This window comes from Rhodococcus sp. 11-3 (assembly GCF_023704055.1).
Lineage (GTDB): Bacteria > Actinomycetota > Actinomycetes > Mycobacteriales > Mycobacteriaceae > Rhodococcus > Rhodococcus aetherivorans.
Genome location: NZ_CP080406.1, coordinates 5,804,705 through 5,825,304, shown reverse-complemented (window position 1 = coordinate 5,825,304; position 20,600 = coordinate 5,804,705). Strand labels below are relative to the sequence as shown.

At 70.6% G+C, this 20,600-nt stretch carries 24 protein-coding genes; 11 read left to right on the top strand and 13 right to left on the bottom strand.

Going from position 1 to position 20,600, the window contains the following annotated elements:
• Positions 1-15: 15 nt before the first annotated feature.
• The 3 genes from KZJ41_RS26955 to KZJ41_RS26945 all read right to left on the bottom strand — a co-directional run bounded on the left by KZJ41_RS26955 (position 16) and on the right by KZJ41_RS26945 (position 1,913).
• A complete protein-coding gene (locus KZJ41_RS26955; RefSeq protein ID WP_006944080.1) occupies positions 16-924 on the bottom strand; it encodes a polyphosphate polymerase domain-containing protein in 909 nt (302 codons plus the stop codon).
• Positions 925-1,188: 264 nt separating this feature from the next.
• Positions 1,189-1,710 carry a DUF1992 domain-containing protein gene (locus KZJ41_RS26950; protein WP_006944077.1) on the bottom strand — a complete coding sequence of 174 codons (522 nt, stop codon included), beginning with the start codon at positions 1,708-1,710 and terminating at the stop codon, positions 1,189-1,191.
• A 32-nt stretch (positions 1,711-1,742) separates the two neighbouring features.
• Positions 1,743-1,913 (bottom strand): hypothetical protein, encoded by a 171-nt coding sequence (locus tag KZJ41_RS26945; protein WP_006944075.1) that lies wholly within the window; start codon positions 1,911-1,913, stop codon positions 1,743-1,745.
• 26 nt (positions 1,914-1,939) lie between these two features.
• Here KZJ41_RS26945 and KZJ41_RS26940 point away from each other — a divergent pair, with 26 nt between their 5' ends.
• On the top strand, positions 1,940-2,461 hold the full coding sequence (locus tag KZJ41_RS26940) for a CGNR zinc finger domain-containing protein (protein ID WP_006944073.1): 522 nt from the start codon (positions 1,940-1,942) through the stop codon (positions 2,459-2,461).
• Positions 2,462-2,471: 10 nt separating this feature from the next.
• Here KZJ41_RS26940 and KZJ41_RS26935 read toward each other — a convergent pair whose 3' ends face one another.
• The 9 genes from KZJ41_RS26935 to KZJ41_RS26895 all read right to left on the bottom strand — a co-directional run bounded on the left by KZJ41_RS26935 (position 2,472) and on the right by KZJ41_RS26895 (position 7,594).
• Positions 2,472-3,254: a putative protein N(5)-glutamine methyltransferase gene (locus KZJ41_RS26935; protein WP_006944068.1), complete on the bottom strand. Its 783-nt coding sequence runs from the start codon at positions 3,252-3,254 to the stop codon at positions 2,472-2,474.
• 17 nt (positions 3,255-3,271) lie between these two features.
• Positions 3,272-3,562, bottom strand: coding sequence for a GNAT family N-acetyltransferase (locus KZJ41_RS26930; RefSeq protein WP_006944067.1), 291 nt, complete (start codon positions 3,560-3,562; stop codon positions 3,272-3,274).
• Between the two features lie 17 nt (positions 3,563-3,579).
• On the bottom strand, positions 3,580-4,041 hold the full coding sequence (locus KZJ41_RS26925; RefSeq protein WP_006944066.1) for a MarR family winged helix-turn-helix transcriptional regulator: 462 nt from the start codon (positions 4,039-4,041) through the stop codon (positions 3,580-3,582).
• A gap of 45 nt (positions 4,042-4,086) precedes the next feature.
• Positions 4,087-4,551 carry a carboxymuconolactone decarboxylase family protein gene (locus KZJ41_RS26920; RefSeq protein WP_006944065.1) on the bottom strand — a complete coding sequence of 155 codons (465 nt, stop codon included), beginning with the start codon at positions 4,549-4,551 and terminating at the stop codon, positions 4,087-4,089.
• Positions 4,548-5,024, bottom strand: coding sequence for a bacterioferritin (gene bfr / locus KZJ41_RS26915; RefSeq protein ID WP_006944064.1), 477 nt, complete (start codon positions 5,022-5,024; stop codon positions 4,548-4,550). Before bfr ends, KZJ41_RS26920 begins: the two co-directional genes overlap by 4 nt.
• Before the next feature lie 45 nt (positions 5,025-5,069).
• The gene (locus KZJ41_RS26910; RefSeq protein WP_006944063.1) at positions 5,070-5,267 is read right to left on the bottom strand and encodes a bacterioferritin-associated ferredoxin; all 198 of its coding nucleotides are present in this window, start codon (positions 5,265-5,267) and stop codon (positions 5,070-5,072) included.
• A gap of 196 nt (positions 5,268-5,463) precedes the next feature.
• Positions 5,464-6,219 carry an AIM24 family protein gene (locus KZJ41_RS26905; RefSeq protein ID WP_006944062.1) on the bottom strand — a complete coding sequence of 252 codons (756 nt, stop codon included), beginning with the start codon at positions 6,217-6,219 and terminating at the stop codon, positions 5,464-5,466.
• On the bottom strand, positions 6,216-6,962 hold the full coding sequence (locus KZJ41_RS26900) for an AIM24 family protein (protein WP_251549899.1): 747 nt from the start codon (positions 6,960-6,962) through the stop codon (positions 6,216-6,218). Before KZJ41_RS26900 ends, KZJ41_RS26905 begins: the two co-directional genes overlap by 4 nt.
• Before the next feature lie 11 nt (positions 6,963-6,973).
• Positions 6,974-7,594, bottom strand: coding sequence for an AIM24 family protein (locus KZJ41_RS26895; protein WP_006944059.1), 621 nt, complete (start codon positions 7,592-7,594; stop codon positions 6,974-6,976).
• A gap of 57 nt (positions 7,595-7,651) precedes the next feature.
• On the opposite strand from KZJ41_RS26895, the gene KZJ41_RS26890 reads away from it, so the two are divergent.
• Both KZJ41_RS26890 and KZJ41_RS26885 read left to right on the top strand, forming a co-directional pair.
• Positions 7,652-8,416 (top strand): IclR family transcriptional regulator, encoded by a 765-nt coding sequence (locus tag KZJ41_RS26890; RefSeq protein ID WP_044476359.1) that lies wholly within the window; start codon positions 7,652-7,654, stop codon positions 8,414-8,416.
• A 98-nt stretch (positions 8,417-8,514) separates the two neighbouring features.
• Positions 8,515-9,699 (top strand): 4-hydroxybenzoate 3-monooxygenase, encoded by a 1,185-nt coding sequence (locus tag KZJ41_RS26885; RefSeq protein ID WP_006944057.1) that lies wholly within the window; start codon positions 8,515-8,517, stop codon positions 9,697-9,699.
• Between the two features lie 151 nt (positions 9,700-9,850).
• On the opposite strand, the gene KZJ41_RS26880 is transcribed toward KZJ41_RS26885, so the two are convergent.
• Positions 9,851-10,543 (bottom strand): SDR family NAD(P)-dependent oxidoreductase, encoded by a 693-nt coding sequence (locus KZJ41_RS26880; protein ID WP_006944056.1) that lies wholly within the window; start codon positions 10,541-10,543, stop codon positions 9,851-9,853.
• Positions 10,544-10,675: 132 nt separating this feature from the next.
• Here KZJ41_RS26880 and KZJ41_RS26875 point away from each other — a divergent pair, with 132 nt between their 5' ends.
• The 8 genes from KZJ41_RS26875 to KZJ41_RS26840 all read left to right on the top strand — a co-directional run bounded on the left by KZJ41_RS26875 (position 10,676) and on the right by KZJ41_RS26840 (position 20,517).
• A complete protein-coding gene (locus KZJ41_RS26875; RefSeq protein WP_006944055.1) occupies positions 10,676-11,569 on the top strand; it encodes a LysR family transcriptional regulator in 894 nt (297 codons plus the stop codon).
• 146 nt (positions 11,570-11,715) lie between these two features.
• On the top strand, positions 11,716-13,080 hold the full coding sequence (locus tag KZJ41_RS26870) for an MFS transporter (RefSeq protein WP_065923592.1): 1,365 nt from the start codon (positions 11,716-11,718) through the stop codon (positions 13,078-13,080).
• A gap of 68 nt (positions 13,081-13,148) precedes the next feature.
• Positions 13,149-14,087 carry a shikimate dehydrogenase gene (locus KZJ41_RS26865; RefSeq protein ID WP_065923328.1) on the top strand — a complete coding sequence of 313 codons (939 nt, stop codon included), beginning with the start codon at positions 13,149-13,151 and terminating at the stop codon, positions 14,085-14,087.
• Positions 14,084-16,036 (top strand): FAD-dependent oxidoreductase, encoded by a 1,953-nt coding sequence (locus KZJ41_RS26860; protein WP_065923329.1) that lies wholly within the window; start codon positions 14,084-14,086, stop codon positions 16,034-16,036. Before KZJ41_RS26865 ends, KZJ41_RS26860 begins: the two co-directional genes overlap by 4 nt.
• Positions 16,033-16,869: an aldo/keto reductase gene (locus KZJ41_RS26855; RefSeq protein ID WP_065923330.1), complete on the top strand. Its 837-nt coding sequence runs from the start codon at positions 16,033-16,035 to the stop codon at positions 16,867-16,869. Before KZJ41_RS26860 ends, KZJ41_RS26855 begins: the two co-directional genes overlap by 4 nt.
• Entirely contained in the window at positions 16,869-17,963 is a 1,095-nt protein-coding gene (locus tag KZJ41_RS26850; RefSeq protein ID WP_029546613.1) for a Gfo/Idh/MocA family protein, read from the top strand. The genes KZJ41_RS26855 and KZJ41_RS26850 overlap by 1 nt, the downstream gene beginning before the upstream one ends.
• Positions 17,960-19,690, top strand: a complete 1,731-nt coding sequence (locus KZJ41_RS26845) for an FAD-dependent oxidoreductase (protein WP_050036096.1) — start codon at positions 17,960-17,962, stop codon at positions 19,688-19,690. The genes KZJ41_RS26850 and KZJ41_RS26845 overlap by 4 nt, the downstream gene beginning before the upstream one ends.
• Positions 19,687-20,517, top strand: coding sequence for a sugar phosphate isomerase/epimerase (locus KZJ41_RS26840; protein ID WP_065923331.1), 831 nt, complete (start codon positions 19,687-19,689; stop codon positions 20,515-20,517). The genes KZJ41_RS26845 and KZJ41_RS26840 overlap by 4 nt, the downstream gene beginning before the upstream one ends.
• The last annotated feature ends 83 nt before the right edge of the window (positions 20,518-20,600 follow it).

Here is a 20,600-nt window from a genome sequence, read left to right as displayed (position 1 = left end):
CAGACGGTGCGGCGGTCAGCGCGCCATCGTCGAGGTCTCGAAGAGACCGGTCGGCACACGGTCGTCGAAGCCTTGCGGCAGAACGAGTTCGGGGGCGCCCATCCGGGAGCGCGGAGCGAGGCCGAACGCCTCGACGGACTGGCAGTACTTCGAGACGCGGACGACCGACATGTCCAGCCGGGCGGTCAGATCGGTCGCCCAGTACGGAACGCGTTCGTTGGCCTTCAGTTCGACGATCGCCAGCCTCGGCGGGACGACGAACCGGTTCTGTGCTCCCGAGGCGAAGTGGAAGTCGCGGTCGCGGCCGTGCACCTTGTGGTCGATCGTCACTCGCAGGCCGAGGTCGGCCTCGCGGCCGACGAACGCCTCCCGCAGGTAGCCGGTGGTCACGATCGGCCGCAGGTCGAGGTTGCCGATCAGCGTCGTCACCTCGTGGGCGAACGGGCGTTGCGAGGGTTCGCAGTCGATCTCCTGCCGTCCGTCGAGCCAGCGTCGCGCGTTCCCGTACGGCACTGCGATGCGCCGTTTCTGGGTGACGCGGTTGACGCGCTGCTTGATCTCGATGTGCACCGGCGTGTCGTCGGTGCATTCGGAAGGGTTGCCGTACAGGCGCATCCGCAGCTTGCGCCGGAACCGCAGGCCCTCGATCTTCTCCCAGTAGAACCGCAGGTCCGGCGTGTCGTAGTAGAGCGAGGTGACCGGGTACCCGCCGTGGGGCGAATACGGATCGGTGTCCATCCGCGCCGCGAGTTCCCGCCGCAGTTCGGGGACCTTCATCTCGTCGACGAAGTATTTGATCTCGTAGCGGTTGAAGGCGTGCAGCCTGCCGGCGGTCTGCTGGTAGCCGGTCGGTGCGGTGGGGACGTCCTCCGCCCGGTGCGTGCCCTTCGCGGAGGACGTGCGGAATCGGTCGAACACTCCCATGGAACCGGCCTCTCGTCGGCGAACCGCTGTGCGGTGAACGCGATGCGAACGACACCAGTACAGCCGGTGACGCTCGAGGAACCTTGGGACGTTCCTGGCAGTCTGCTGGCAACGGGTACGCCGACCGGGACTGCACTTTCGTCTCCGCGACACGAACCGACGAACGCCCCGACAATCAGCGAATGGTGGTCGCGGACGGCTGTGGACCGCGCGGCTGTGCGGTCGTGCGGATTCGGGGGAGCGAACTCGTCGCCGCTCTGCGCCTCAGGTTCCGGCGGACCGGATTCCCAGGACTCGGTGCCACCAGCGCCGACGCGGCGGCTCGGGGGCGTACTCGCGCAGCACGGCGGCCGCTGCCGCGGCCCGCTCGGCGCGTTTCGACCGCAGTTCCGCCCGGTCCGCGGCCCACTGCCGGACCACCTCCTCCGGGTCGACCCTGTGGATGGGGACCAGGGGGCCGCTCGGTGCGCGCAGGCAGTCCACGATCCGCCGGTTCAGCTCCCGGACGATCTGCCGCACCGCCGGCTCGGAGGGCACGTCGAGCACGGTGCTGCGCAACCGCTCGATCTCCTTGCGCAGTTGCAGCGGGGGCGGCAGCAACGCCTCGGTCGACAGTCCTTCCCGGCGCAGATAGTCCTTCACCCACCACAGCTCGTCGTCGCTGCGATGCGGGATGGGTTTGCCGGCTCCCCTGAGGTTGTCGAAGTCGCCCCGCTCCTGCGCGACGCGGATCTGACGTTCGATCCACGACTCGAAGGTGATGTCCGGCCGCTTGCGCTCGGTCATGGAGGCGATTGTCCTCCGCGGGGCGCCGGGTTTCACGGTCGCGGGGTGACCGGGACCGTCGCCGACACGCCGATCGGATCGGAGACGAGGGGCGTCGCGACCATGTGCCAGCGGCCGCACGCGCAGCGCTGGTAGTGCACCACCCCTTCGCTCGTCGGGTGGCGGGAGACCTCGGTCCAGTGGTGGCGATGGGATGTCTGCATGCCACCCAGCGTGATGTAATGGCATTGTGCATCTCAACCCTTACGGCGAATATGCCGTGCGGCTCGCCGCGGATCTGGTGAACGACCCACCCGTGACCGTCGACGCGCTGGTGCAGCGCTGCGTCGAGGCGGGCCTGGTGATCGACTTCCCGGTCGGTGCCGACGACCTGCTCGGCGTCGGCGCGATGCTCGGACGCTGGTGCCGCGTCGTCGACGCGACCGGGGACGCCGAGCGCGCCGCGCTGGTCAACGAGATGCTTGCCGCCGCATCGGCGTACCCGCGCATGACGAACCACGCCGGCGACGGCTGGCACCTGCACTACCGGGACGACCAGCATTCCCTCGCCGGTGTCGTCGAGGCCCTCGTCTCCGTGGGAACGGCCCTGCACCTGGTGGGCCGGGGCATGCACCGCCTCGGCCGCTGCGCCCTCGACGAGTGCGACCACGTCTACGCGGACACCTCCCGCAACGGGCGGCAGCGGTACTGCTCGCCGCGGTGCGCGAACCGCGACGCCGTGCGCCGGCACCGGGCCGCGCACGTCGGGTGAGCCGGGACGATCAGCGCGGAGCGGTGCCGACGACGACGGTCGCGAACGCGTCGTCGCTGTGTACCACCTGCGGGATCAGCCCGCTGCGGGCGAAGCACTCGGCGATCCCGGCGGCCTGCCGCTCGCTCGATTCGACCAGCAGGTGCCCGCCCGGTGCCAGCCATCGCCCGGCCGTCGCGGCCACCCGCCGCAGCACGTCGAGGCCGTCGGCGCCCCCGTCGAGGGCGATGCGGTCCTCGTGGTCCCGGGCCTCGGCGGGCAGCAGCGCCAGGTCCGCGGTCGGTACGTACGGCACGTTCGCCAGCAAGAGGTGGACGCGTCCGCGCAGCACCTCGGGGAGCGGGTCGTAGAGGTCGCCCTCGTACACCCGGCCGCCGAGCGCGGCGACGTTGCGGCCCGCGCACCGCACCGCGGCGGGATCGAGGTCCGTCGCATGCAGGTCCACCCCGGCAACGGCCGTCGCCACCGCGGCACCCAGGGCCCCCGAGCCGCAGCACAGGTCGACGACGACGGCGCCGGGCACGGCGAGAGCGACGGCGCGATCGACGAGGAATTCGCTGCGCCGGCGCGGCACGAACACCCGGGGGTCCAGGAGGATGCGCAGGCCGTGGAACTCGGTCCAGCCGAGGATGTGCTCGAGCGGCTCGCCGGCGGCGCGCCGATCCACCATGCCGGCGAGCTCACCGGGCGTGCCGGCGGCCTCGACGAGCAGCCGCGCCTCCTCCTCCGCGAACACGCAACCCGCGCGCCGCAGGGTGGCCGCGACGGCGGAGGGATCCGGCGGAGTCGGCATGCGGCCGTGTCCCGGTCTCAGTCGGCGAGATCCTTGTATTCGGGGTGCTTGTCGATGAAGCCGTCGACGAACGGGCAGATCGCCACCACCCGCTTGCCGCGGGCACGCACGTCGTCGAGCGCGAACCGCACCAGCGTGCTCGACAGGCCCTGGCCCGAGTAGGCGCGGTCGACCTCGGTGTGGTCGAACACGAGTTGAACGTCGCCGTCGGGGTGGTACTGGGTGTAGCCGACGACGGTGTCGCCGTCGCGCAGTTCGTAGCGCTGTTGCTGCGGATTGTGGACGGCGACGACGGACGGGTCGCTCATGGCATTCCTCCGGCTGTTCAGGTGTTGTCGAGCAGGTGCGCGCGCATCGCGGTGTACGTGTCACCGAAGCGGGTCACGTCCTGAGGGCTGAGCAGGTCGAACACGTAGGAGCGTACGGCCTCGACGTGTCCGGGGCTGGCCTGGGCCAGCTTCGCGGCGCCGGCCTCGGTGAGTTCGGCCAGCATGCCGCGCTTGTCCTCGTCGCATTCGACGCGTTGCACCCAGCCGGCGTCGACGAGGCGGCTGATCGCGCGGGTGACGCCGCTGCGGGTCGTGACGACGGCGTCGGCGAGGGCGCGCATGCGCAGCCGCCGGCCGGGGGCCTCCGAGAGGGCGACCAGCAGTTCGTAGTCGGTGAGGGACATCCCGGAGTCCTGGGTGAGCTGCTTGTCCAGGGCGCTCATCAGCAGCCGGGTGCTGTCGAGGTAGGCGCGCCAGGTGCGCTGCTCGTCGTCGCTGAGCCACCGGGTCTTCGTCATCCGTCGAGAATAACCGGGTGGTTGCTCAGGAAATCAATTCGGCCGTCACTGTTGCGGGGGACGTACCGGGTGCCGGCTGACGATGGAGATCCGGTTGAACGCGTTCATCGCCACGGCAACCCACGCGATCGCGGAGAGTTCGTCCTCGGTGAGCCGGGCGCGCGCGAAGTCGTAGTCCCGGTCCTGCAGGTGACTGTCGGGCAGCGTGGTGATCGACTCGGCGAGGGCGAGAGCGGCCTGCTCCTGCTCGGTGAACAGGTCCGTCTCCCGCCAGGCCCGCAGCACCGCGAGTCGCTGGGTGGTCTCGCCCTCGCGCAGGGCGTCCCGGACGTGCACGTCCAGGCAGTAGGCGCAGCCGTTCATCTGGGAGACGCGTACGTTCACCAGCTCCACGAGCCGACGCTCGAGTCCGGCGTCGGCCGTGGCCTGGCGGATCGCTTTGGCTACCTCGATCTGCGCCCGGTACACCGGGCGGGTCTGCTTGTCGATCGGGACGCGCGCCTCGCTCACTCCGGCGGCGATACGTGCACGGAGATGTAGAGGGCTTCGCCGAGCTGCTCGAGCAGGCCCAGCTGGGTCTCCAGGTAGTCGATGTGTTCTTCCTCGTTCGCGAGGATCTCCTCGAAGATGCGGGCCGAGGTGATGTCGCTGACCGAGCGCATGTACTCGGAGCCCTTGCGGAGGCGGTCGCGGGCCTCGATCTCGACCTGCAGGTCGGCCTCGAACATCTCCTTGACCGTCTCGCCGAGCCGCAGCGTGCCGAGCCGCTGGTAGTTGGGCAGGCCCTCGAGGAACAGGATCCGGTCGGTGAGGGTTTCGGCGTGCCGCATCTCCTCGAAGGATTCGGCGCGGGTGTGCGCGGCGAGCTTGGTCCAGCCGTTGTTGTCCTGCATCTTCGAGTGCAGGAAATACTGGTTGATCGCCGTGAGCTCGGCGGTGAGCTGCTCGTTGAGGTACTCGATGACCTTCTTGTCGCCCTTCATGGCGCCTCCCGGGGACCGAACGCGGATCGACCGCCGGGTAGGGGTCTAGACGGCGGTCTCGAGTTCGATCCTCTCATCCCGCTCGCGGGATGCGCGAACGATCGCCGAGATATTTCGGACGCACCGTCCGCAGTCGGTGCCGGCGCGGCAGGCCGCGCCGATCTCGCGGGTGCAGCGCGCCCCGGCAGCGATGTGGGCCTCGATGTGCCGGTGCGAGAGAGCGTGGCAGCTGCAGACGATCATCGAGACCCTCCTGGACGTACTACTTAGGTTCACCAAACCTTACCTCAATGAGGTGTGGCTTACCTGTGAGCGTAGTCACAATCCGGCCTCGGGCGCCCCGGGTAAGTGCCCAGTCCCGGCCCGGGGTGCCCTGAGGCCGGTGCTGCCGGGCTCAGGGCTGCCGAGTTCAGGGCTGCCGAGTTCAGGGCTGCCGAGTTCAGTGCTGCTGTGACTGCAACTGCGACGCCACCACCTGGTTGATCCGCTGCAGACCGCCGGGGGTCAGACCCGGTAGCTGTCCCTCGATGGTCCGGACGATCGCGCTGTCGTCGATCACCTTCTCGCTGGACTGGATGAGCACGGTCCCGGCGCCCGTGAAGTCGAACTGCCGCTCCTCCCCGGACTGCACACCGAACATGCGCGCCCCCGCCGCCACGAAGCCGTTGACCCACGCCTCGTCGTAGTGATGGCTCGGCGACGGGCAGTCCGCCCACCCGACGAGCGCCTCGGGATCGACCCGCAGCGGCGGCTCGGCGAACATCACGGGCCCGTTCGACGACGCGAGGAACTTGCCCGTCCCGATCAGCGTGAGGAAGCCCGGCACGATCGACTGGTTCAGCGACAGCCCGGGCTCGAACGCGAGCAGGTTCGCGGCCCGGATGGTGAGGTTGCCGTCGTCGAGGTCGTAGGAGTTGATGTCGTACCCACGGTCACCGAGGATCAGCTTCCCGTACCCCTCGGCGACGACGTAGTCACCCATGTACAGCGGGGCCGAGAACTGGTGCGCCACCATCTGCAGCAGCTGCCCCTGCAGTCCGTGGGTGAGCGAGGTGAACTGCACCTGCCCGTAGTAGGCGATCATCGCGCCCTTGGACAGGAACCACGGGCTCTGCAGGTCGATGCAGAAGGCGTAGTGGTTGCCGGGCAGGTTGTCGCTGCCGACGAGGTGGGACGGGTTCAGGACGACGCTCACAGTTTCTCCTCTGACGCTTGCACGTAGACGATGCCCTGACCGGTGCATTCGAGCTGGAGGCCCTCGCCGCCGCTGCGCCCCGCGGTGCGCCAGCTCATCGCGGACTTCAGTTCCGTCCGCACCGGTCCGTGGGCGGCGATGAAGGACTGCGGGTCGACGACGACCGGGGCCGGCCCGCCGACCTGCAGCTCGAGGAATCCACCGTGCCCGAGCAGCACCGCGGCCCCGCGCCCGGACAGCTGGGTGGTGAACATGCCGGTGCCGGTCACCATGCCGGTGGCGGCGCTGCGCAGCGCGCCCAGGAAGCCGCCACCGCCACCGCCGCCCCCGGTCGGGGGCGCCGACATCGACACCACCGAGCTCTGCAGGCTCGCGGTGTATCCCAGCAGCCGCGACGCCTCCACCCGCAGCTCGCCGCCCGCGGACAGGTCCACCACGTGCACCTCGAGGCCGCGGAAGCCGTAGTGCACCACGCCGTTGCCCTGCGCGAGCATCGTGCGTTCGTGCTCGCCCTGCATCATCCGTCCCGCCATCCCGGCGATCCCGCCCATGCCCGGCATCGCACCGGCCCCGGGTACCTGGTGCGGAGCGAACTGCACCATGCCGGTGTAGAACAGCATCGCGCCGCGACGGGCGACGACCGGCCCGGACTGGTTCAGATCGACCTTGACGACCTTGCCGTTGATCTTCGAGAACACCGCTGCCTCCGTCATCGCTGCCTCCGTCATCGCTGCCTCCGTCATCGCTGCCTCCCTCACCGCTCCGCCGGCTGGATGGACACGACGCCCATGCCGTCCCACCGCAGCGAGAACGCCTCGCCGCTGCCCTGACCGACGAACGTGCGCCACGAGACGTCGGTGACGAACGACTGGCTCAACTGTCCCTTCGCGCACACGAACGCGTCCGGGTCGACGACGAGCGGGTACTGCGGCGAGACCTCGAGGTGGATCAGTGGGCCACCGGCCGACAGCAGCGCGACCTGCCCGCTGCCGGTGACCGTCGTGGTGAACAGGCCCTGGCCGCTCATGTTGCCGCGCACCCCGGCGAACGTGACGTTCGTGGTGAGGTTGCCGTTCAGGGCGAGCAGTTGCTCCGACTCGACCTGCAGCGTCTCGTTGTTCAACTCGAGCACCGTGACGTCCTGCCCCTGGTGGGCGAGATAGACCACGCCGTTGCCGGCGCACTCCATCAGCGACAGGCCCTCACCCGTGGCCCGCTGCCGCAGGCCGGCCAGCACGCCCTCGCCGCCGCCGAATCCGGCCGACTTGAACTGCACCTGGCCCTCGTACGCCACCATCGACCCCGACAGTGCCCGGATGCTGGTGTTGTTCAGGTGCGCCTCTATGACCCGTTTCGATCTCTCGACCAGTCGCATGCGCGAACACGATAGACGCTCGGCCGCCGGTGCGCCCTTCCGGCTCGCGCCCGCCCGATGCGGACACCCCACAATGGGTGCGTGCCCGATGTTCCCGACCGGACCCTGCTCGGCCGCGCCTTCGCCGTGCTGGGCGCGTTCACCGCCGAGCGCCCGCGCCTGACCCAGTCGGAACTGAGCCGCCGGACCGGGCTTCCCCTGCCGACGGTGTTCCGGCTGTGCGGCCAGCTCGTCGACGCCGGGGCACTCGAACGCCGTGCGGACGGCAGCTATCAGGTCGGGGTGCGGGTGTGGGAGCTCGGCGCCCTCGCGCCCCGCGCGCACGGCCTGCGCCAGGTGGCGATGCCCTATCTCGAGGACCTGTTCGACGCGACCCGGGAGAACGTGCAGCTGGTCGTCCGGGAGGGGCTCGAGGCGCTCTACGTCGAGCGGTTGTCGGCGCGCGGTGCCGTGGCCGTGGTCGGCCGGGCGGGCGGCCGGCTGCCGCTGCACGCGTCGAGCGGTGGGCTGGTGCTGCTCGCCCACGGCGGGCCCGAGCTGCTGCAGGAGGTGCTCGATGCCGGGCTCGAACGGTTCACCCCCGCCACGATCACCGACGAGGCCCGGTTGCGGCGCGTGCTCGACGGCGTCCGCCGCACCGGCATCGTGATCTGCCGCGAATACCTGAACGTGGGCACGATGGCGATGGCGGCACCGATCCGGGAGCGTTCCGGCCGGGTCGTCGCGGCGATATCGGTGGTGGTGTCGATCGATGCGGATCCCGCGCCGTTGATCCCGGCCATGCGAGCGGCGGCGAGCGGCATCTCCCGGCGGCTGACCTGAAAGCCGTCTTTCGCTGAGTGAAAGTGGGGGGTGACGACGTGGACCTTCCTTCGGGACAGTGAGGGTCGTCACCGCTTCCCGATCCCGAGGAGTCCCCCATGAGCGAATCCCGCACCCAGGTCGCCGTCGTCGGCGCCGGCCCCGCCGGGCTGATGCTGTCGCACCTGCTGCACCTGCGCGGCATCGAGTCCGTCGTGCTCGAGGCGCGCTCGCGGGAGGACATCGAGGCCACCATCCGCGCCGGCGTGCTCGAGCAGAACACCGTCGACCTCATGGTCGAGACCGGCGTCGGCGACCGGCTGAAGGCCGAGGGTTACGAGCACCACGGCGTGGAGTTCCGTTTCGGCGGCAGGGGTCACCGCATCGCGTTCGACGAACTCGTCGGGCGCGCGGTCACCGTCTACCCGCAGCACGAGGTCAACAAGGACCTCATCGCCCGCCGTCTCGCCGACGGTGGCGACCTCCGCTTCGGTGTCTCCGACGTGCAGGTCCACGACCACCTCACCGATCGGCCGTACCTGACCTACACCGACGCGCAGGGCAACCCGCAGCGCCTCGACGCGCTGCTCGTCGCCGGCTGCGACGGCTCGCGCACCGGCACCCGCGGTCTGATTCCGGCGCCGCAGGTGCGCACCGACCACTTCCGGCAGTACCCGTTCGCCTGGCTCGGCATCCTCGCCGAGGCGCCCCGCTCGTCGGAGGAACTGATCTATGCCCGGCACGAGCGGGGCTTCGCACTGATCTCCACCCGCACCGCCGACGTGCAGCGGCACTACCTGCAGGTGGACCCGGACGACGACGTCGCCAACTGGTCCGACGACCGCATCTGGAGCGAACTGCACGCCCGGGTCGACGGGGAGGGGGCCGAGGTCAAGGACGGCCGGATCTTCGAGAAGTCGATCCTGCAGTTCCGCAGCTTCGTGTGCGAGCCCATGCAGCACGGCAACCTGTTCCTCGCCGGCGATGCCGCGCACACCGTCCCGCCGACCGGCGCCAAGGGGCTCAACCTCGCGGTCGCGGACGTGTTCGTGCTGGCCCGTTCGATGGACGAGTACCTCACCCGCGGTGAACGCGGCCGGCTCGACGGTTACACCGCGGAAGTGCTGCCGCGCGTGTGGCGGGCCCAGCACTTCTCGTGGTGGATGTCGTCGATGCTGCACGCCCACCCGGGCAGCAGCCCGTTCGACAACAAGCGCCAGGACGCCGAGCTCGACGCGATCACCCGTTCCGTCGCCGGACGCACCCTGATCGCCGAGCAGTACACCGGGTGGCCCCTGGTCTGACGCGCCGACGCCCTCCGCGCGCAGCCTGCTCCGGGTCGAACGGGAGCTTGTCGCGCCGAGCGGGCCGGGACGGCGGCGTCGGCCGAGTAGCTCCGACGACAAGTTCCCGCTGGACGCGGAAACCTCCCGCTCGTCGGCCGAGTGCGGACCGTCAGTACGACGCGCGGCCGCCGCTCGCGTCGTATACGGCGCCGGTCGAGAAGCTCAGCGCGTCCGAGGAGAGCCAGGCGACGAGTTCGGCGATCTCGTCCGGCCTGCCCATCCGGGCCATCGGCGTCAGGCTCTGCGACCGCGCCAGGATCGCCGGATCCGTTCCGGCGTTCATCGGGCTCTCCACCGCCGCGGGCGCAACCACGTTGGCGAGCACCCCGGTCGTCGCGATCTCCTTGCCGAGCGACTTCGTCAGCGCGATCACCGCGGCCTTGGACGCCGAGTAGGCGCTCTGCTTCGGATTGCCGTCCTTGGCCGCGATGCTCGCCAGATTCACCACCCGGCCCCAGCCGGCGCCGATCATCGCGGGAACGAAGGCGCGGCATGCGAGGAACGTGCCGTCGACGTTGATGCGGAACGTGCGGTGCCAGTCGGACAGCTCGGTGTCGACCAGCGGCGCCGAGGGTCCCACGACGCCGGCGCTGTTGACGAGGATGTCGACCCGGCCCAGGCGTTCTCGCAGCCGTTCGACGGCGGCGGGGTCGGTGACGTCGACGCGTTCGTCGGCGCCGTCCGCGATGTCGGCGGTGACGACCCGGACGCCCGCGGCGGACAGCCGCCTCGCGCAGGCCGCGCCGATTCCGCTCGCCCCGCCGGTGACGAGCGCGGTCGCGCCCGAGGGATAGGTCACCATACGGCTGCTCCTCGCCGGTGTGTGGATAGTAGTCTGAATCCATGTGCGAAATCGAAACAATCGGAGACGCACCATGTATGAATCTGGATATACGGCTGTAGGTGCAGTCGTCAAGTCCCCGAAGGGATCGACATGGAGATCCGCTGGCTTCAGGCCTTCGTCGCCGTCGCGGAGGAGCTGCACTTCGGCCGGGCCGCCGCCCGCTTGCAGATGGCGCAGTCACCCCTGAGTCAGACGGTGCGCAAGCTCGAGAAGGACCTCGGTGTGCCGTTGTTCGAGCGCAATACGCGCAGCGTCGCCCTCACGGCGGGCGGTCACGCCTTCCTGCCCCACGCCTACCACATCCTCGAAAGCGTCGAGACGGCACGGCAGGCCACGCGCGCGTCCGCCGGCGGCGTGTACGGCCGCATCAAGATCGGGTTCACCGGTGTGCTGAACCATCTTTCGCTCCCGCCGCTGACCCGGGCGCTGCGACAGCGTTACCCGGACATCGAGCTCGACCTCGTCGGCCGCATCATGACCCGCGAGGCGGTCACCCAATTAGAAAGTGGTGCATTGGATCTCGCGTTCGTCGGGCTGCCGGTCCAGTCCACGGCGGTGGCCACCCGGCTGATCCGCCGCGAGTCGTTCGGTGCCGTGCTGCCCTCCGACCACCCGCTCGCCGGAGAGCCGGAGATCGACCTGCACGAACTCGCGGACGACGGCTTCATCACCACCCCGTTGTCGGCGGGGTCGGCCCTGCAGGAGAGCGCCATGCGTGCGTGCCTCGACGCGGGGTTCCGCCCGCGCGTGGTCCAGGAGATCACCGACCCGTACATGATCCTGGTGCTCGTCTCGGCCGGCGTGGGGGTGGCGTTGATGACGTCGAGCATCGCGACGATCACGCCGCCGGGCACGGTCTTCGTCCCCCTCGCCGGAGAATCCGTCTACATGCACCACGGGATCGGCTGGTCGCCCCGGCGCGTGTCGCCGGCGCTCGAGGTGGCCTTGAAGGTCGCCGAGGAGATTCTTCCGACGCCCGATTGAGACGATAAGGGTCTTTATCTGAGACTTTTTCAGTGTTGGACGCTGCATAGTGCGGCGTGTCACGCTCGTCTCGTTCCGGCGACTGTGAGGGCCATCACCGAATGGCCGACTCGGCGTCCGTCGGATCCTGGGACGAAAGGAACGCCATGGCGAACACGCACGCTGCCGGCCCCGACGGACGACCGAACGAGAACGCCCGCCGGGCGGCCATCTCCGGTTTCCTGGGCAGCACCCTGGAGTACTACGACTTCTTCATCTACGGCTCCGCCGCAGCCCTCGTCTTCGGGAAGATCTTCTTTCCCGGCGACGGAGCCACCTCGACGCTGCTGTCGATCAGCACCCTCGGCGTCGCATACATCGCCCGCCCGCTCGGCGCCGTGCTGTGGGGGCACTGGGGTGACAAGTTCGGCCGGCGCAACGCCCTCCTGGCCTGCCTGATGCTGATGGGCATTGCCACGTTCGTCATCGGCTGCCTGCCCACCTACGAGCAGATCGGCATCGCCGCGCCGGTGATCCTGGTGCTGCTGCGCCTGCTGCAGGGCCTGTCGGCCGGTGGTGAATCCCCGGGCTCGTCGTCTCTGACGCTCGAGCACGCCCCGGCGCACCGGCGCTCGTTCTTCACGTCGTTCACCATGAGCGGCATCATGTTCGGCATCGTCATCTCGAGCCTCGTGTTCATCCCGGTGGCATCGCTGCCCGACGAGGCGCTGTACTCGTGGGGCTGGCGGGTGCCGTTCTGGCTCAGCATCGTCGTCACGGTGGTCGCGGTGTGGCTGCGCCGCAAGCTCGACGAGCCCGAGGTGTTCGAGGAACTCCAGGAGAACGGCGAGACCGCCACCCTGCCGGTCGTCGAGATGTTCCGCTCGCACTGGCGCACCGTCCTGCGGATCAGCCTCAGCGCCACGTTCGCCATGATCAACACGATCGTCAACGTCTTCGCACTCGCCTACGCCGTGCAGGTCGAAGGCTTCGAGCGCTCCACGATGCTGTGGGCGATCGCCGCCGCCAACTTCGTGGCGGTGCTCAGCCAGCCCGTGGCCGGGCTCCTCGCGGACCGGATCGGCCGCAAGCCGGTGTTCGTGTTCGGTGCCCTCGGCTCGGGCGCGATGGTGTTCGCCTTCTTCCACGCCATCGGAACCGGCAGCACGCCACTGGTGTTCGCCTCGGGGATCGTGCTGATCGGCTTCTTCTACGCCATGCCGAACGGTGTCTACCCGGCCTACTTCCCGGAGCAGTTCCCGGCCCGGGTCCGGTACACGGGCATGGCCGTGAGCCTCATGCTCGGTCTGCTCGTCGCCGGATTCACACCCGCCGTCGCGCAGATTCTCTCGGCGGGGGACACCAGCAACTGGGCCCCGGTCGCCTGGATGTGCCTGGGCTTCGCGGTGCTGTCGTCGATCGCCGCCCTCACCGGTCCGGAGACCTACCGCACCCCCACCGAGGACCTGGGCGAGCGTCGCCCGGCGCCGGCGGCGCGACCGGCGCAGGAACTCGTCCGCAGCGACGTCTGACCGGCCACCGAGCCCCGGCGCCCGACGCGCCGGGGCCACGGGCCCGTCCCACCCCCGTAGGAGTAACCGTGACCCCGTCCACCGCCCGCCACCGCATCCGGCTCGTGGGGGCAGGCATCGCCTCGTCCCTGTCGCCGGCCCTCCACGAGCGCGAGGCCGCCGCACTCGGTGTGAGCGACTACCGCTACGAACTGCTCGACCTCGAGGCGGAGAACGTTCCCGTCGAACGCACCGGCGACCTGGTGCGCGCCGTCGTCGCCGGCGGCTGCACCGGCCTGAACATCACCCACCCGTGCAAGCAGGTCGTCATCCCGGCCCTCGACGGCCTGTCCGACAACGCCCGCCTGCTCGGCGCGGTCAACACCGTCGTCGTCCGGGACGGGCGCCTGATCGGCCACAACACGGACCACAGCGGATTCCTCACGGCGCTGCGCCGCGGGCTGCCCGATGCCGCCCTGGATGCGGTCGTGCTGGTCGGTGCGGGCGGTGCGGGCTCGGCGGTGGCCTACGCGCTCGCAGCCGCGGGTGTGGCGGACCTGCGGATCGCCGACGTGGACACCGCCCGCGCCGCGGACGTCTGCGCGCGACTGTCCACCGCCTTCCCCGCGACACGGGCCACGGCTCTGCCGGCGGAGGCGATCCCCGCCGCCCTGCGCACGTGCACCGGGGTGGTCAACGCCTCGCCGATCGGCATGGTCGGCCACCCCGGAACGCCGTTCGACACCGGCGCCCTGCACCCCGGGCTGTGGGTCGCGGACATCGTCTACCGGCCGATCCGAACCGAGCTGATCGCGGCCGCAGCGGTTCTCGGCTGCGACGTGCTCGACGGCGGGCAGATGCTCGTCGCCCAGGCCGCCGACACGTTCGCGCTGCTGACCGGGATCCGTCCCGACGTCGACCGCATGCGGAAGCACCTCGACGAGCTGATCTCGGACCGGGTTCTCGTGGCCGCGCCGGTGGACCGTGCGCCGGCCGGACGTCCCGATGCCCACCAGGAGATGGAATGAACACCACCGCGTCCTTCGCGCAACCGCTGGACATGGGTTCGGTCCGTTTGCGCAACCGCTTCGTGTCCGCGCCCATGGAACGCAACTACTGCGAACTCGACGGCACGATGACCGACCGCTACATTGCCTACCTCGAGCGACGTGCCGCCGGAGGCGCCGCGCTCGTCTTCACCGAGGCGAGCTACGTGCGGGCCGACGGCAAGGGCCGCATCCGCCAGATGGGTGTGGACGTCGACGAACGCATCCCCGGCATCGCCCGGATGGCGGAGGCGGTGCACGCCCACGGCGCGCTCGTCGGTGTCGAACTCAACCACGGGGGCCGCACCGCGCAGGGCGCGGTGAGCGGATTCGTCCCGGTCGCCCCCACCCCGATCCCGTGCGCGGTCGTCGGCGGCGAGATGCCCGAGCAGCTCGACAGCGACGACATCGAGCACCTCGTCGAGTGCTTCGGTGAGGCTGCGGCACGCTGCGCGGAGGCCGGCGTCGACGTGATCTCCCTGCACGGCGGGCACGGTTATCTCATCCACCAGTTCCTCTCGCCCGCATACAACCACCGCGACGACGAGTGGGCCGAGCCGACGCTGTTCGTCAACCGGGTCATCGACGCGGTCCGCACCATGGCGCCGGGTATCACTCTGGGACTGCGTTTCTCGGCCTTCGAGGCGGTCGACGGCGGGCTCGACGCGGAGACGACGCGCGAGCGCATCGACGCGATCGACACGCACCGGCTGGACTTCCTCGACGTTTCGGCGGGCAACTACGAGTCGGGGCAGTGGATCATCCAGCCGGGGGAGTGGCAGCGCGGTCTGCTCGCCCCGTACGCCGAACCGTATGCCCGCGACTTCGACATCCCGGTGGGCGTCGCCGGCCGGATCAGCTCACCCGAGACGGCGGAGCAGATCATCGCCTCCGGCCGGGCCGACTTCGTGAGCATGGCCCGGACCCTGCACGCCGACCCGGACTTCCCGAACCGTGCCCTCGACGGGGGCCGGTACCGGCCCTGCATCGCCTGCAACTACTGCATCGACAGCCTGGCGGCCGGGCCGATCCCGTGTTCGGTCAACCCGTGGGTCGGTCGCGAACTCGAGCAGCCCTCGAAGCCGGCCGGGACCGCGGTGCGCGTCGCCGTCGTGGGCGGCGGACCGGCCGGCACGGCGGCCGCGCGTGAGCTCGCCCTGGCGGGCCACAGCGTCGACCTGTACGACGAACGCGGCAGTCTGGGTGGCGATTTCGCGTTGGCCTCCCGGCTGCACGAGTACCCGGAATACCACCGGATCGTCGACTGGTACCGCGACGAACTTGCGGACCTGAATGTCACCTGCCACACCGGTACGAGAGTCGATGCCGCCACGCTGGCCCCGCTCGACTTCGACGCGATCGTCCTCGCGACCGGCGGGCGCGGACCGGCGATCGACCTTCCCGGTGCCGGCACGCGACGGATCCGCGACGTGCGGGAGTTCCTCGCCTCCGGAGACCCCGCACCCGAGTCGATCACGATCTTCGGTGCCGACCGGGAGGCCGCGGCGGTGGCCGACGACCTGCTCCAGCACGGCACGAGGGTGGTGATGATCGGTCCGCAGGAGACGATCGCGCACGATGTCGGCCGTCGCGGCAAGATCGTCCTGCTGCCCCGGCTGGCGGCGAGCGAGAACCTCACCACGTACCTGTCGTCCGTCGTCACGCACATCGAGGCCGACCGGGTGGTCATCTCGACGAACGGGCAACAGCGCACCGTGCCCGCGCCCGGGGAACTGCTCGTCTCGCACGGCGTCGAGCCACGCGCCGGCCTGCTGACCGAGCTGCGGCGGCTCGCGCCGCGGCTCGGCGTCCATTCCGTCGGGGACGCGAGCGGCGACGGCGGCTCCCTTCATGCCGCGCTCGTCACGGCCGCCGACGTCGCCGTCCGCATCACCGCGGCCGCCGATTCGAGCGTGGGGGCCGACGCGTGAACCCGGAGACCACCGCGCCGGCACCGGATTCCGTGCGCACCGCGCTGCCGCGCCTCGGCCTGGGCACCTGGCCCCTCGTCGGGCCCGACGCCACGCGCGCCGTGCTCGCCGGCATCGAGGCCGGATACCGGTTGATCGACACGGCAGCGATCTACGGGAACGAGGACGCCGTCGGCGCCGCCCTCGCCACCTGCGGCGTGCCCCGCGACGACCTGTTCGTCACCACCAAACTCCGCGGCAGCGACCATGTTTCCGGCGACGTTCGCGGTGCCGTGGAGCGGAGCCTCGAGCGCCTCGGCCTCGAGCGGCTCGACCTGTTCCTCATCCACTGGCCGCTGCCGCGGTTCGACCGGTACGCCGCGGCTTTCGAGGCCATGCTCGAGTGCCGCGACGCCGGGCTCGTCCGCTACGTGGGGGTTTCCAACTTCCTCGGCCACCATCTGCGCAAGGTGGTGGCCGAGACCGGGGAGGCTCCCGCCGTCAACCAGATCCAGATGGACCCGTCGCTGGCCCGCCTGCCCGTCCGCCGCGCGAACGACCAGCTCGGGGTGTTCACCCAGTCGTGGAGCCCGCTCGGCCGCGGCGAGGTGCTCGGCGCCCCCGTCGTCGCCTCGATCGCGGACCGCGTCGGCTGCACGCGCGCGCAGGTCGTGCTGGCCTGGCACCTCGCGCAGGGCGTCGTGCCGGTCGCGCGGTCGGCGAACCCGGCGCGCCAGTCCGAGAATCTGGCCGCCGTCGACGTGGAACTCACGGCGGCGGACGTCGCCGCGCTGAACCGTCTCGACCGCGGCGAAGCCGCGGCCCGGGACGTCGAACGAGAGGAACACTTCTGATGCCCCTTCGTGCAGGCATCGTCGGATGCGGAAAGATCGCGGGCAACCATGCGCACGCACTGCAGCAGGTGCCCGGCGTCGAGGTCGTCGCGTGCTGCGACCCCGACCTGGAGCGCGCTCGCGCATTCGCCGCCCGGCACGGCATCGCCCACGCCGTCGGATCGGTGGCGGAGTTGTTCGCTCTCGGCCTCGACGCCTGCACCGTCTGCACACCACACCCCGTGCACGAACAGATCGTCCTCGCCGCCGCCGAGGCCGGGATCCACGTGCTGTGCGAGAAGCCGATCGCGGTGGACGTGGCCGCGGCCGACCGGATGATCGCGGCCGCCGACCGCGCGGGCATCACCTTCGGGGTGTTGTTCCAGCGCCGATTCTGGCCCGCGGCGCGCCGCATCAAGGCGGCGATCGACGACGGCCGCCTCGGCGTTCCCGTCCTCGGGGAGGTGTCGGTGATCCTGCACCGCCCGTCGACCTACTACTCGGCCGACGCGTGGCGCGGGCGGTGGGACACCGACGGCGGGGGCGTCCTCATGACGCAGGCCGTACACCAGATCGACATGCTGCAGTGGTTCATGGGCGCGCCGGTCCGCGTCAGTGGCTTCGTCGGCACCCGCTTCCACGGCGAGCACATCGAAACCGAGGACAGCGCCTCGGCCGTCGTCTCGTTCGCCTCCGGTGGCACCGCGACGATCACCGCCACCACCGGCGCCAACCACAACCTCGGCAACCGCGTGACGGTGATCGGCGCAACCGGGGCGATCGCGAGCGTCCTCGAGTTCCCCGAGGGGCGTGAGGGCGTCAACGAGCTGTGGACCGCGCCGGGCGAGGTGGAGCTGCGAACCCCGTATTCCCCCGAGGTCGACGCCAATCTCGACGTCCGCGACGTCAATGCCGGCCTCGCCGACTTCCACACCCTGCAGGTCCAGGACTTCGCCGAGTCCGTGCTGACCGGCCGCCGGCCCGCGGTGACCGGGCGGGACGCCCGCGCCTCCCTGGCCGTCGTCGCCGCGATCTACGAATCCTCCCGCACCGGCCGGGTCGTCGACCTCGCGCCCGCACCCACCCTCGTCTCGTCCGGCAAGGAGCTCCGATGACCCCCGACACAGTGTCCGAATCCCTCACCTACGACGTGGTTGTCGTCGGGTCCGGCGCGGGCGGCCTGTCCACGGCCGTGGCTGCCGCCCACGGGGGCGCCTCCGTGCTCGTCGTCGAGAAGGCGGACGTGTGCGGCGGCGCCACCGCCTGGTCGGGCGGGTGGATGTGGACGCCGCGGACCCTGTTCGCCCACGCCGACGGGGTGCACGAGGACCGCTCGGAGCCGCGCCGCTACCTCGAACACCGGCTCGGGGACAACTTCGATGCCGCCAAGGTGGACGCGCTCCTCGACGGTGCCCCCGAGATGGTCGAGTTCTTCGAACACCACACGGCGCTGCAGTTCGTCCCCGGCGCCGCCATCGCCGACATCCACGGTGACACCCCCGGCGCCGGCACGGGACACCGCTCCGTCGCGCCGAAGCCCGTGAGCCTGCGCCGCCTCGGACCCGACGTCGCCGCGCTGCTGCGGCGGCAGCTGTACGAGACCTCGTTCCTCGGCATGGGCATCATGGCCGGCCCGGACCTGCAGGCCTTCCTGCACTCGACCCGCTCGGGCCGGGCGTTCCTGCACTGCGCGCGCCGCGTCTCGACCCACATGTTCGACCTCGCCACCAGGCGTCGGGGCCAGCAACTGGTCAACGGGACGGCGCTCGTGGGCCGGCTGCTGCGCTCCGCACTCGATGCCGGCGCCGACATCCGCGTCGCCACCGCCGCCACCGCACTCGTCACCGACCCGTCCGGCCGTGTCGTCGGTGTCCGGCTCGAGGGCCCCGACGGCGCCTACACGGTGTCCGCCCGCCGGGGTGTCGTCCTCGCGACCGGCGGGTTCACCCGCGACCTCGACCGGCGGCGAGAGCTGTTCCCCCGCACCCCGACCGGACGCGAACACTGGACGCTCACGCCGTCGACGACGACCGGTGACGGCATCTCGCTGGGCGAATCCGTCGGTGGCCGCCTGGACCGTTCGCTCGCCTCGCCGGTGGCATACTGTCCCGTATCCCTCGTCCGGTACCGCAACGGCAGGCAAGGCGTGTTCCCGCACATCCTGGACCGCGGAAAGCCCGGTGTCATCGGGGTGCTGGCCGACGGGCGCCGTTTCGTCAACGAGGCGCTCGGATATCACGACTACACACTGGCAATGGTCGAACAGGTGCCGGACGGCGAGGAGATCTGCTCCTGGCTGATCGCCGACCAGCAGTACCTGCGGTACTTCCCGCTCGGCATGGCCAAGCCCTTCCCGATCCCGACGTGGCCCTACCTGCGATCCGGATACCTCTCGAAGGGCCGGACGCTCCGCGAACTCGCGGAGCGGATCGGCGTCGACCCGGACGGGCTCGAGAAGACCGTCACCGCGTTCAACGAGAGCGCACGCCTCGGGGAGGATCCCGAATTCGGCCGCGGCACCACCCCGTTCAACGTCAAGTCCGGGGATGCGGACAACCCGTGGCCCAACCCGTCCCTCGCGCCGCTCGAGCGCGGACCGTTCTACGCCGTCAAGGTCGTCCCCGGCAGTTTCGGCACGTTCGCCGGCCTGGTCACCGACTCGTCGTCCCGGGTGCTGAACCGCGAGGACCGGCCGATCGACGGTCTGTTCGCGGTCGGCGTCGACCAGTCCAGCGTAATGGGCGGCCACTACCCCTCCGGCGGAATCAATCTGGGCCCGGCAATGACCTTCGGGTACCTGACCGGACGCCGCCTCGCATCGACCACAGGAGCCACCCGATGAGCACCCCGCTCGGCCTCGCCGCCCTCACCGTCCTCGACACCCCGCCGCTGCAGCACGTCGATCTCGCCGAACGGCACGGATTCGACACGATCGGACTGCGTCTGCTGCCCGCGGCGCCCGGCACCACGGCCTACCCGCTGCATGAGGACGACGCCGCGCTCTCCGCGCTCGTCCGCCGTCTCGCCGATTCCCCGGTCGAGGTGTTTGATCTCGAGATCATCCGTCTCGGTCCGGATTTCGACCCGTCCGACTACGCTCCGCTGCTCGAGGCGGGCGCGCGGCTCGGGGCGCGGGCCGTCCTGGTCGGCGGCGACGACCCCGACCGGGCCCGTCTCACCGACTCCTACGCGCGGCTGGCGGAGCTGTGCGCCTCCTACGGCATCGTTGCGAGCCTCGAATTCATGCCGTGGACAGCGGTTCCCGACGCGAAGACGGCCGTCGAGATCGTCGCCGGGGCCGACGGTCCGGCCCGCAGTGTGCTCGTCGACGCGCTGCACGTCGCGCGCTCTTCCACGACCGTCGCCGACCTGGCGGCCATCCCGCGCGAGTGGTTGCACTACGCCCAGATGTGCGACGGCGCCACCCCCGCCCCGCGCGATCACGCCGAACTGATCCGGCACGCCCGGGAGGAAAGGCTCGTGCCCGGCACGGGCGGCATCGACCTGCCGGCGATCTGGTCCGCCCTGCCGGAGGGGCTGCCGGTGAGCATCGAGCTGCCGAACGAGCCGCTGCGCCAGGCGATCGGCACGGACGCCTGGCTCGAGCAGCTCGTCACCGCCACCAGGGCCGTGCTCGGACGTGTCCCGGCCACCGCGATCGTCGAGTGAATCCGGAGCGCAACCGAATTCGCTCGCAGTACCGGAATCCGCCCACGCCGTGGCGTGGGCGGATTCCGGTTCTCCGCACGGAT